At 65.3% G+C, this 12,206-nt stretch carries 7 protein-coding genes and 2 pseudogenes; 2 read left to right on the forward strand and 7 right to left on the reverse strand.

The annotated features are described in order from the left end of the window. Positions 1–251 precede the first annotated feature (251 nt). Positions 252–666, reverse strand: a pseudogene (locus tag LHA26_RS18055) (recombinase family protein); the annotation flags it as partial. Between the two features lie 787 nt (positions 667–1,453). Between LHA26_RS18055 and LHA26_RS20265 the strand changes: the two are divergent. Both LHA26_RS20265 and LHA26_RS18065 read left to right on the forward strand, forming a co-directional pair. Beyond that, positions 1,454–1,735 (forward strand): annotated as a pseudogene (locus tag LHA26_RS20265) (ISNCY family transposase); the annotation flags it as partial. Between the two features lie 672 nt (positions 1,736–2,407). Continuing rightward, entirely contained in the window at positions 2,408–3,496 is a 1,089-nt protein-coding gene (locus LHA26_RS18065) for a DUF5110 domain-containing protein (RefSeq protein ID WP_252168474.1), read from the forward strand. A 182-nt stretch (positions 3,497–3,678) separates the two neighbouring features. Here LHA26_RS18065 and LHA26_RS18070 read toward each other — a convergent pair whose 3' ends face one another. The 6 genes from LHA26_RS18070 to LHA26_RS18095 form a co-directional block, all read right to left on the reverse strand. After that, positions 3,679–3,945, reverse strand: a complete 267-nt coding sequence (locus LHA26_RS18070; protein ID WP_252168476.1) for a hypothetical protein — start codon at positions 3,943–3,945, stop codon at positions 3,679–3,681. A 296-nt stretch (positions 3,946–4,241) separates the two neighbouring features. Further along, positions 4,242–6,422 carry a TonB-dependent receptor plug domain-containing protein gene (locus LHA26_RS18075; protein WP_252168477.1) on the reverse strand — a complete coding sequence of 727 codons (2,181 nt, stop codon included), beginning with the start codon at positions 6,420–6,422 and terminating at the stop codon, positions 4,242–4,244. A 114-nt stretch (positions 6,423–6,536) separates the two neighbouring features. Next, positions 6,537–7,028, reverse strand: a complete 492-nt coding sequence (locus LHA26_RS18080) for a PraA/PraB family alkane oxidation protein activator (RefSeq protein ID WP_252168478.1) — start codon at positions 7,026–7,028, stop codon at positions 6,537–6,539. Positions 7,029–7,171: 143 nt separating this feature from the next. Then, positions 7,172–7,705 carry a PraA/PraB family alkane oxidation protein activator gene (locus LHA26_RS18085; protein WP_252168479.1) on the reverse strand — a complete coding sequence of 178 codons (534 nt, stop codon included), beginning with the start codon at positions 7,703–7,705 and terminating at the stop codon, positions 7,172–7,174. Between the two features lie 69 nt (positions 7,706–7,774). Then, positions 7,775–11,173 carry a TonB-dependent receptor gene (locus LHA26_RS18090; protein ID WP_252168480.1) on the reverse strand — a complete coding sequence of 1,133 codons (3,399 nt, stop codon included), beginning with the start codon at positions 11,171–11,173 and terminating at the stop codon, positions 7,775–7,777. Between the two features lie 125 nt (positions 11,174–11,298). Then, positions 11,299–12,204 carry a FecR family protein gene (locus tag LHA26_RS18095; protein WP_252168481.1) on the reverse strand — a complete coding sequence of 302 codons (906 nt, stop codon included), beginning with the start codon at positions 12,202–12,204 and terminating at the stop codon, positions 11,299–11,301. Positions 12,205–12,206: the final 2 nt, after the last annotated feature.

Raw genomic sequence — 12,206 nt, forward strand, 5'->3', positions numbered from 1 at the left:
ATCTTGTGCCGGACGACCTTGATTGCCACCCCTACTTATCACGAGGGCCGAGAGACTCGCAAACTGCTGGACAGCGGGAGCCATACCCCGGCCCAGCAAGCCGAAGAGCCTTGCTGTTGCGCAATTCCTGCGAGAGCAAACGGAGGCACGATCCGCGGAGCCAGGCGGCAGACTTGTAAAGCGGACGGGCTGCTGCCGTCGCAACTCCGGACGCTTAAGCTGGCCTCGCTTTCGCGCGGAACCGGTCACCTCCGCTGTAGTGCCTCGGCCTGCTGATGAGGGGTGAGGACGGCTCGCCGGCCGCACTTCACCCCACCGGCCTTGGCTTGGTCACGGCCAACTGCGGTACGCTCCACGATCCGCAGGCGCTGCCAGTTCGCTGCGATCCCCAGCACGGCGATGACGACTTCGGCAAACTGCGAGGTGGTGTCCACCATGGGCTCCGCGATCCAGCGGAAGTCTGCCCCCGCCTCCTTCACCACATGGAGAATGCTCAACAGATCACGCGTGTTGCGGGCAAGGCGGTCGGTGGCCGTCACCATCAGCACGTCGCCGGCATCGACGCACCTCCTGGTAGACCTTCACGCATCCGGCAGTGAGGAGCTGGGCGACCTGCTGGGTAAGGTCCTGCCCGTTGGAGAAGACGCGCGCATAGCCGTAGATCATGCGCCCATTGTGCATCGGAGATGTGCATCACGGAAGCGCCCAAGTTTTCGCCGTTCCCGACGCGATGCGGAACCCATACCTTTTGCATCATTCGGGCCCTAACCTGCTTAGGCAGCTTCCTTACCTAAGCAGGCATCGTCAAATTAGTGGGGTCGAGTATTGTTCATCCGACCAAAGCGTGGATCCTATGAGCAATCTCCGTTCCCAGCGTAAACAGTTTCAAAATATCGAGATCCAATTCCGATAACGCCTATAATGGTCGCCGCTGTTGCTGATGCGGGAGAGGCAGGCGTCGGCACTGCCGCAGCGGCAGCATACCAGCGGCTAGCAAGCCTGCCGATGCAGCGGCCCCTTCCAACGCTCCGCCTGCAACAGCGTCAATTTCACAGCTAGCAAGATCTTCAATCATCCTCCTTCCCTTACTTGCTGTTATTGGAGACACTACTATCTCTAAGCATGAGGATAACCATGCAGAGTGCAATTATCAATCCAAAAAATAACAGGAAAGCGCTAGACTTAGATGAAAGGGAGATTGCGATATATTTGTTTGTCGCGACAACCGCCGATATGATGGATAAAGCAAATATAACAGCCACATAGGTCCTATTGTCACTAGCCATCTCAGCCTCCGTCTCGCTTCACCATAGTATCAAGAGTCTACGCAGATAAAACAAAACTTATCGCGTCATATTATGCGCTTACATGACATGTTCTATCAGACTCGCCGATCGAGGGCGCCCTTCTCCCCTTGCGAGCGACGCGCGCATAACTTGAACGGCCCGATAAGCCGGTCGCCTTCTACACCGACAAGCACAGCTCTTCCCGAAACAACATGGCCTCGGCGAATGGCGATGGCATGACCCATCTCGGACGCGCGCTGGACCGGCTGAACATCGACCTGATCTCTCCAAACTCGCCTCAGGCTAAGGGCCGCGTGGAGCGCGCCAATGCCACGCTGCAGGACCGGCTCGTCAAGGCGATGCGGCTCGATTGCATCGACACCATCGACCGAGCCAACGCCTTCCTCCCCTCCTATTTGGCGCAGCTCAACCAGCGGTTTGCCAAGGCAACGTTCGATTCCGGACTGGCTGCTTCGAGGGTTTTAGGACGAGAATCGGACGGTCGTTTGCGCCGCTACCGAAGCCGCAAGGACCCAGAAGTGGCCGTTGCGTGCCGCCAAAGCGCTTTTCTAAACCGGACTCGCATGCAGATGTCCATCCTCGCAGTTGAGCTCTCAATTCTGTGGACACAAGCCGTCCAAGTTCATCGACTTAGTGCGTCAAGCTACTTGCCAGCGCGAGTTGCAGCTAAAATAGTCCAGCGGATGAGGTTGCTGTAACCGTCGTCGGTGATCCGGTCGTACGCCGGCGCCCCTGATCCAAGGGCATGACCCGGCCCTCTGCCGGACGAGGCAACCACTTGGGCCAGCCGGGCACCTTGCCCTCGGTTTCGCTGTAGACAACCCACTGCCCGCCACGATGCTCGTAGATGCGATCGTCCCAACCCAAAGCCATGGCGGCGAGTGGATTGCTGCCCCGCCGCGTCGGGCAGTCGGGCCGGATCGAGCCGGGGTCCCTTTGTCTTTGGTGCGGTTCGGCCGAGTGCCAGCAGCTGGCGCCGATTTCGGACCTCCACCAACAACTCTCCCCGCTCCGCACGTGTGAACGCCCGGTCCAACCCGTAAAGCCATCCGGAGCGCGCCGCGCTCGCGGGCGGCGTCGCGCGCGACGGCGACACGCTGATGCGATCGCCGGCGATGGACTATTCCGACCAGCCAGCGGTGTGCGAGCAGCCCGCGACCTTCTTCTTCGGCCGTGACCTGCTCGTCCGCATCGTCGACCGGCCGATGCAGCATCCCAGCGCAAACATGCAGGAATTCCTCCCAAATTATGCAGTGCAGGGGATCGTGGCGCCCGCCGCCACGATCGAGTATTTCGAGGGAGCCAATTTCGACCGCTTCGTTTCGCGCCGGCTGACGGACGATATCAAAATGAGCTGGGCGGGCGATCTGCCGCAGGCACTCACAGGCAAAGCCTATTCGCTGCGGTGGACCGGCCGCATCGTCGCGCAGGAGAGCGGACCGACCCGGATCAGCCTGATCGGCAAGGGCGCGCTGCGGCTCGTCCTTGACGGCAAGACGGTCATCGACGGGCGCTCGGCCGCGTCGCGGGCCGATGACGCGAACGGCGCCGTCTCCTTCCGCGGACATGAGGGCGACGCCTTCTTCACTGTCGATCTCGTCCTGGAACGCGGCCGCGCCTATGATTTCAGGCTCGAGCAGCGGCAGGAGACGCCCGATGCGGTCAGCCTCTGGTTCGAGTGGATCACGCCGTCCATCCGCGCGCGTCAGCAACCGCCCGCCTCTCCCACCGTGCCCGTCGTGCTGCCCGCCGGGCGCGACTGGTATGATCTCCATTCCGGCAAACGCTTCCCCGGCGGGAAGACGATCCAAGCCGATGCGACGCTTGCGCGGCATCCGGTGTTCGCGCGCGCCGGCGCCATCCTTCCGTTCAGCGAAGGCGTCGACCGATCGGGCCCATGGCCCGCCACGCTCGCCATCCGCATCTATGCGGGGCATGACGGTGCCTTCACGCTCTACGACGATGCGGGAGACGGCGACGGTTATCGTCGCGGCGAGGCCTCGCGGATCGCGCTCGCCTGGGAGGATGCGACGAGAGTCCTGACCGTATCGGCAAGGCAGGGCCATTATCCCGGCCTCCGGGCCCGACAAGGCTTTGCCGTGACGCTCATCGACGGCTCCGGCAGGGATCAGCAGCGGGTTCTGCACTATGAGGGCGGCCCAACGTCGTTGCGCTTCGGGAGCCGGTGATGATGCGCGGCCCCCCGACCACAGCGCTCAGCACCTGTTGGAAGCCTTTTGGTTCAGCATGGCGAGACCAGCTCACCCTTCCCCCTCGCCGTTCCGTTCCGCAAGCACGGGCGTCATGGCGCGGCAGATCGGGCTTGGCCATCGATCGCATCGCGCGCCCGTCATCGCAGCACGCTTGATCGTCACCCTGACATCGAGCGGGTCGGCGGTTGCTCGGGGCAGCCATTGCTGCGATAGCAGTGTTCGGGTGCGCGCGGTGCCGACCCATCGCGCGAGACGGCGCGGCGATCGTCGAAGTCGGCGTTCGCCTGCAGAAGACGCTGGGCGCGCTGGCGCGACACGCCCCGGCGGCACGGCACGTCATCGCGCGCGAGGCGCTCGATGCCGTCGAGCGCGCGCGCGCCGCGCTGGCGAGCGAGGCCGACCGGGACCAGATCGAGCAAACGCATCGCGCGGCGTTTGGCGCCTGAGGCATGCCAATCCCCGCCAGCGCTTCGGCATGGCCAAGGCAGCGCGCGACACTGATTTTCGGCGAGATGCGTAAACACCCGCAAGCGCGCCTCGCCGGGATCTTCTTCGAGAAATGGCGCGCCGACCGTCGGATCTCGAGAGGCGCGGCCATTGCATGGGTCATCGCCGCTGCTCCACCGGGAACGCGGCCTCAGAGGCCCACGCCCTTTGACGGGGCGTCCCTCGTCCGCCGCGTCGAAACGGGGGCGGCCCGCTTCGCCCACCGTCGATTTGCCTAGAAGCGGCCTTTCACCGACAGCCGGATCGTTCGCCCGAGGGGATCTTGATCGTCATGGCCATAGCCGGGGGCGGGCGCGCCGTCTTCCAGCCGGGCGGCGGGGCGCGCATCGAAGAGGTTGGCGATTTCCAGATCGAACAGGAGGTTCCCCGCCCGCCGTGCGCTGCCGCCCTCGCCCTTGCGCCGAAGCGCGCGCTCCAGCCGGTAGTTCAGGCGCAGATCGACCGTGCCGAGCGCGGCGATGCGGAGATCGCCGGGGCTGTTCCGGCCATTTTCGCGCCGCACCCGATAGCCGCCGCGCCAATGCGCCGCCATGTTGAGCCCCCATCGGCCGAGCTGCCCGTCCAGGTTCAGCTCGAGCTGGTGCCGCGCCGCGCCGCCGCCATCCCCCGCCAGCCGATCCATCTGCGGCAGGCCGGGATGCACCGTCATCAGGCTCCGCAGCTGGAGGCTATTGTTCACGGTCAGGCGCAGCGTGCCGCGTGATCCGTCCGGCATCGCCTTGCCGATCGGGACGCCCAGGCTCAGGTTCGTGCCCAGGCTGTCGGCCGACACCAAGGCGAGATTGATCGGCCGCTGATCGAGCGCGACCAGGCGTCCGGCGGCATCGCGCTGGAAGCGATCGGCGAAGGCGCGTTCCAGCTCCGCCGTGACGGCCGGGAGCGGGCCGATGCTGTCGATCTCTTCGGACTGTTGCAGGCTGATCCCGGCAAGCGCCGCGGACCGACCGAACGGCCCGGCCGAAAGCGACAGGGCGCGGCGCTCGAACCGCGGCGCGCGCAAGCCCGGCGTACCGCCCAGGATCGGGACCACCAGCGCCGATTGGCCGGTCGTCAGATCGAGCACGGTGATCGGCGTGCCCCGATAGACCGGGGCGAAACGCTCGGTCACGGGCACGCTGTCCGTCGCGCGGGCCCAATCGGCGGTCCAGCTCAGCCGGTCGAGCGGCGCCCAGCTCAGGCCCGCGTTGAGCCCCTGGCCCCGGCCCGCATCGCTCTGCCGCAGCGTGCCGCCGAGGCTCGCGGTCAGGGTGCCGAACAGGCGGGCGAGGCCGGGGCGTCGCCCGGTGGGGGGGGTGCGCCAGATCGGAAGCGAGACGGTGCCGCTCTGCTCCGCATCGCGCGCCGTGAGCGGCCGCTCGGCCGCGCCGGCATCGATGCGGGTGCGGCTGCGCGAAAGCGACGTCTGGGCGGAAAGGCTGACGCTCGCGGCGCCGGCGGGAAGCGTGAACAGCGTGCGATTGGCCGAGAGCGCGGCGGTGAGCGATTGCCGCGTCGATCGCGTGCTGCCCAAATCCGAAAGACGGCTCCCGCCGGCTTCGCCGCTCAGCGTGCTTTGGATCGACCAACCCGCCCAGTCCCCAGTCAGCCCCGCCGTGACCGACAGGCTCTGCGTGGCCGTGCGGCTCTGCACCCGCCGGTCGCCGCTCAGCAGGGTCGCGCCGCTCCATTGGAGCTGGGTGACGAGATGGAGGCTCGACGACCAGCGGCCGAGCGCCCGGGTCAGCGCCAGATTGCCGCCCAGCGTGCGCGAGGAGGGCCGCAGCGTCACCGCGTCGGTGCCGGGATGCGCGCGGCGATAGACCGGCCGCGCCGCTGCGCGCAGCGCCGAGGCGCGCGACGCCTGCACCCCGAATTGGGTGACATCGATGCCGGCGATGCTGCCTTGCCGGATGTCGAGGCCGAGATCGCTCGCCCCGCCGGCGCTGGGCGCCTTGGCCTCGGCTTCGCCGTCGCGGCTCGCATAGCGGGGTTGCAGCACGATGTTGACGACCCGACGCCTCGGATCGCCGCCATAGCGCGCCCCCGCCGCGCGCGGCAGCACCTCCACCCGCTCGAGCGCATCGGGCGGGAAATTGGAAAAGATCCCGGGATCGGCGACGCGCCGGCCATTGACGATGACCAGCGGATCCTCGCCCAGCGCGCGCAGCTGCGCCGTGCGGCGGAGCACCTCGCCAATATCATAGGCGTGCAGCGTCTCGATGGCCCTGCCGCCGAGTTCGGATTCGGGTGGGAGGGCGGCGGCGCCGCGACGCGCGGTCACCACGATCGCGTCGGGTGCGGCCCCGGCGTCGGGCGCGGTCGGCGCCGCCGGTGCGCGATCGGACGCCGGGGCCAGGGCCTGGGCGGCTTGGCCGGAGTCCGCGACCATCACGAGCGCACAGAGCAGGCCCTGCATGTCGAACGCCATCCCCCTGGCGACCGGCCGGCGACCGATCCCGACCTGATGCACGAAGAAGGGACGGCGCGGCCAAGGCACGCGCGCCGCCCGGATCGGCTCGGCCGCCGATCGCTACCGGATCCGGATCGCCGGCGAGATGGTCAGGCTGCCGCTCAGGTGGCAGGCTTTGCCTTGTGAAAACTTGTCATCGATTTTGAGCGTGGCGGTGCCCGGCCCCAGCGTGGAGGTGGCGTTGTTCCACGGCAGCACGGCATCGCCCGGACCGCACCGGCCGCGATGCGTGTCGATCGTCACATTCTTGAGCGTCGCCTTTTTCGGCGTATCCGCCTGTAGCCGTAGCGGAATAGCCATATCGGCGTCGCATGCCAGCGGACCGCCATTGATGTTGACGCTGTGACGATGCGTGAAGCTGATGCCGTGTCTATGCGTGACGCCGATCATCCAGACCCGACACTTGGTGGTGAACTGGCCGTCCAGATCCTTGGTCAGCGTGCCGGACACTGTCACCGCGACGCTGGCCGGTGTCACCGTCGCGGCGAGTGTGGCTGCGGGAAGGAAAAAGAGGCCGATGCAGCCGGCGTACATCTCTTTGCTGTATTTCATCGCTCTCGTCCTTTCGCGCGGTTCGATGACAGGGCCGAGCGCTTTTCCGGCTTTCGTGAAATGCCGTGCGCCGTTTTGGCCAGAAGAAGGGGCGGCGCGGCCCAAGTGACCGCGCCGCCCAGTTGATGCCGGTCAGGCGATGCTTATTTGATTTGGATCGCGGGCGAGACGGTCAGGCTGCCGCTCGCATGGCAATCCTTGCCCGCAAACTGACCGCCATTGCCTTTGAGCACGGCGGTGCCGGGACCCGCCGTGGAGGTGGCGTTGTTCCAGGGCAGCACGACATTGCTCGGGCCGCAACGGCCGAGACGGGTGTCGACCGTCATGTTGATGATGGTCACTTGGTTCGAAGAATCCGCCTGGAGACGCAGCGGAAGCACGAGTCCGGAATTGCAGTCCAGCGGGCCGCCGCTGACCTTGGTGCCGGTGTAGCGGTCGAAGGTGATGCCGAGTCGATCGGTGGTGCCGTACAGCGTGACCCGGCACACGGTGGTGAACTGCCCAGCGACATCCTGGGTCAGCGTGCCGGTCATTGTGACCGCCCGGCCGGCCGGCGAGATGGTGGCGGCGGTCGCGCCGGTCTGGAGCGCAAGCAGGCCGATCATGGCGGCGCAGGTCTTGGTAAAGTGTCCCATCGTCAATTCCTCTTGCGTAAGTGGATTGAGATCGAAACGCACGCTACCTACAGTCTCCTGGCGCGGAGCTTCTCTTGTGAAAGTTGATCCTCCCCTAGCTGGTGAAGTGGCTCATCTGAACGCGATCCTGGCGCTGAAGCCGATGATGCGCGGATCAAGCGTAAAGATATTGGTGAAGGTGCCGACTTCCTGCGGCCCTGTATAGGCGTCGGTTATCGGCGTGCCGTCGAACAGATTCTTGACATAGACCTGATAGGTCATGCGCGAATCCGATCGAGTGAGCGTCACCGCCACATTGGCATTGTCCCATGCACGAAGATGGTCATAGGCCGTATTGTAGATCCGGGCATAACTGCTCGATTGGCGATAATAGTCGCCGCGCAACGACAGCTGCCACTTGCCCAGGTCGAAATTATATTCGGCCCCGATATTGAAGGTCAGATGCGGCGCGTTGGGCAGCTGGTGCCCGCTTAAGTCTACGGGGAATCCATAGCCATTATTGGGTGCACCGTAATTGTTCGGGTTATCCGCAAAGTAGTCCGCTGGCTTTGAAGGATCATAGGGCCCAAGAGGGTTGTATGTAAATCCGTATTCATCCTTATTGAATACATTGTGATTTGGTCGTGGATGATTTGGGTTTACGCTAATATGCGCCGATTCGCACATGAACTCTAATCCGCCATCGGACGCCTCGTAGCCAGCCACAACTGGATTATGGTCCTTCAGATATTTTCCGATAAGCGTCTTGGGCGCGATGCAGGGATTCGGAGCGCTTGCCCACGGATTGACGGCGATCCAGTCGTCATGACCCTGGGTCCGGTTCAGTATGTCGAAGGAGCGCTGCCCCTTGCCGATCCGGGTTCCCAGATAGCCCAGTGTCGCGCCAATCCTGAAATGGCGCGAAGGCGTCCACGCCGCCTCAACTTCCGCGCCATAGGTGATGGCATGGACGTTCTCGGTATTAATCGCCCGATTGATCAGCTGCGAGATCTGGTAGTTTTTATAATCATTGAAAAAGGCCGAGACGTTCAACGTCGCCCTTCCCTGGGCCAGCGAGTTCTTCATCCCGATCTCGAAGCTATTCACATCTTCCGGCCGGAAGTTTGTAGGAAGCTTGGTATAGGCCGCGCATTCGAGGGCGGGTGGAATGGGGTAGCCGTCCGGGCCGCAGGTGCCCTCGCGCCCGCGCGGATTGTCGCCGCCCGCCTTATAGCCGCGCGCATAGGAGGCGTAGATCGCCGTCTCGTCGGTGAAGCCAAGGCGCGGCTTCCAATCCAGCGCCAACCGGCCGGTGACGCGCCCCCAGCGCATGATCTCGTCCGGATCGGCGGGATGACCGCGATCCACGGTGCTGGGCGACGACATGAAGGGGTTGGTCGACGCCAGCAGCTGATTCGCATAGGGCGTGATCCTCTTATGATCATTGCTGTAGCGCAGCCCGGCGGTGATCTTGAGATTGGTGATGGGCTTCCAGTAAAGCTCGCCAAATCCCGCCCAGGATGTCGTCGTGAGCGGCTGGATTCCGCGATAATAATTATGCCCCTCGCCACTGATCTTGTCGAGCGGAAGTGGATCTATATAGGGGCAGCCGACTCCCTTCTTGTCGCAGAAACTGGCGGAGGTTACTGCCGCGGCGGTGAAAGGGTTGCTGAAAACATAATATTCCTCTGTGGTTTTGTAGGATAGGAAATTGGCGCCGACGTGGAAGTTGATCGGGCCACCGAAGGAGGAGTGCAGCCTTACTTCCTGCGACCATTGCTGGCTGCGCGCTTCCGACCGGTCGACCGCGACCGGCCTGGTCAGTTCGCCAAGCTGCGGATCCTTGAACGTGCCCAGCCCGTCGCGTGAGCCGAGCCAGGGGCGCCACCCTTCGTGAACGGTCTCAGCGTCGGGCGGGTCACCTTCCTTGGGACGATAGGCCTCCGGTGGCGTAAAATAAGGGGAAGCTTGATACCGGAAATAGTCTTGGGAGGCGTTGTAATAATCCTTCGTGAAGAGGGTTTGCGAGGTCAGATGCAGCCGGTCGGTGAGATCGACCTCTGCATTGATCTGGAACAGATCGTTACGCGCGCGATATCGGGGATCATAGACGGTGGCGATTTCGCGCAAGTTGCGCGATTGCTGGCCATTGGCTGTGGCGAACGGATCGAGCGAGAAGTCCGTCCAATAATCGCCGAAGGGCCCGCCTTCGCCGCTCCCGGGAAGTGCCAGGATGAGCGGGATGACGATGGGGAAGCCGAGCCCGTTGGGAACGCCATAGCTGGCGTCGGAATAGAGCGTCTTCTCCTGGCAGCCCGGCGTCAGCGACGCCATGCCCCCGGGGCCGGCGACCGGTGACGTCGCGGCGGCGCCATTTTCGTCGATATAGTCGATCGTCCTCGGCGTCTCGCCGCGGGTGCAGAGCTGCTTGCCCGTCCGCGCGCGATCGTCATTCTCGTCGAAATGCTCCCAATAGGCGCTGAAGCGCAGCCGCGCATCGGGTTCCCAGCGGGCCGAGAGCCGCGTCGAGTAGAGATCGCGGCCATTCACCCGCCGCTGGGTGACGGTGTTGAAGTCATAGCCGTTGCGCTTGGTCCAGGCGCCGGCGAGGCGAAGCGCGAAATTGTCGCCGCTCGGAATGTTGATGTGGCCGCTCACGCGCTTGCTGGCGTAATTGCCGGTCTCGCCCTGCAGGGTGGTGGTCCATCGTCCCAGTTCGGGCGCGTGCGGGATCATGTTGACCACGCCCGCCGTCGCGTTCCGGCCATAGAGCGTGCCCTGCGGCCCGCGCAGCACCTCGACCCGCGTCACGTCAAAATATTCCTGCTCGAACAGGCGGTTGCGGATCAGCGTCGAGGAGTTGAAATTGACCGCAACCGCCGGATCGGCGGTCACCGAAATCGCCTTGGTGCCGACGCCGCGGATGGTGAAGTTGTAGCCGGTGAAATTATCCTTGGAGAAGGACACGTTCGGAATGCCGCGCAGCAATTCCGAGCCGCCCTCGATCTTCTGGTCGTTGAGATCCTTGGCGCTGAAGGAGGAGATCGCCGCCGGCACGTCGATCAGCCGTTCGGAGACTTTCTGGGCGGTGACCACGATCTCGTTGGCGTTCCGGCTCGGCGGATCGGTGTCGGCGGCCCGCTCGGCCGGCTCGGCGGCGGGGTGCGCCGGCGTCGGCCGCGGCGTGTCCGGCCGCGCGGCGGGGGCCGGCTGGTGCGCGACCGGACGCAGCACGATGGTGCTGCCGGCGTCGGAGGCGATCTCGAGGCCCAGCGGGGTGATCATCCGCCGCAGCGCGCCGCGCACATCCTGCTCGCCCTGCACCGCCTGCACGGTCAGGCCGCGCAGCCGCGCGGAGGCGGTGATGATCTGGATGCCCGCCTGCCGCGCGAATGCCGGAATGGCATCGACGGCCGGCTGCGGCGGGATGTTGAACGACCGAACCTGCCCCCAAACAGGCGCGCTGGCGGCCAGCGCGAGCACAAGCCCTGTGCTTTCCAATAATCTTCGTGCCGTGATGGATGTGATCACGAAACCCCCCTCAGTGCGTGATGGGGGCGCCCCTCCGCTCCCCCATCCGCTAGGAGTTGCGAGCCGCGCTTTTCCTCCAGCGCGCCGCGAAGTTTTTTTGGGGTGGCAGAGCCGGGCCGAGAATGTCAGCCGATCAGAATGCGATCCGGTTCGGTGCGGATGGCGACGCCGAATGCGGTGCCGATCGCCCGGGCGAAGCCCGCCGCGTCATCGGCCGCATAGACGCCGCTGATCGTCTCGCGCGCCAGCGCCGGATCGCGCAGGATGAGGGGGCGCGCGCTGTAGCGGGCAAAGGCCTGCACGGCATCCCCCAGCGCCTCGTCCCGGAACGCGATCTGCCCCTGCATCCAGGCCAGCTCGCGCGCCAGCTGGTCCGCCGAGCAGCGCTCGATCTGGCGGTCCAGCCGCGCCGCCGGCGCCAAGGCCAGGCGGTGCTGCTGCTCCAACCGCACGCCGCGCACCCCGGCCGGGCCGGAAATGTCGACAAAGCCGCGATGTACCGTGGCTTCGGGACGGCGGCCGGGCAGATCGCTGACGAAGAGCAGCGCGGTGGCCGCCTCGAGCCGCCAATCGCCGACGCGCAGACATGTGCGGGAGGCCGGTCCGCCGGCGGCCGCGAGCAGCACCTCGCCGCGATCCAGCCGAAGGTCCCGCGCGCCGAACCAGTTTCTGCTCTGCACCTCCGAAAGCGTGTTGAGCGTGATCCGCGATCCGTTTTCCAGCACGACCTCGCGCCGCTCGCCGCGCGCGGTGGCATAGACATGCGTCGCGGTGAGGCCATAGCCGATCGCGCCGGCGCCCAAGGCCGCCGCCAGCGCCCCGCCGCCCGACATGAGCAAGCGACGCCGGCTAAGCGGCCGCTCTTGTGGCGAAGACTGGTCAGGATCGAGGAGGGGCTCGTGCGACGAAATCGCATCGTCGCGCGCCAGCCAGGCCCGTGCGCGGGCCAGCGCGCCCAATCTGCTGGGATTCTCGCCGAGCCAGGCTTCAAGGGTCGTCGCGTCTTCTTCGGAGAGCGGACCGCGGTCCATAC

The sequence above is a fragment of the Sphingomonas morindae genome, assembly GCF_023822065.1.
Taxonomy (GTDB): domain Bacteria; phylum Pseudomonadota; class Alphaproteobacteria; order Sphingomonadales; family Sphingomonadaceae; genus Solisphingomonas; species Solisphingomonas morindae.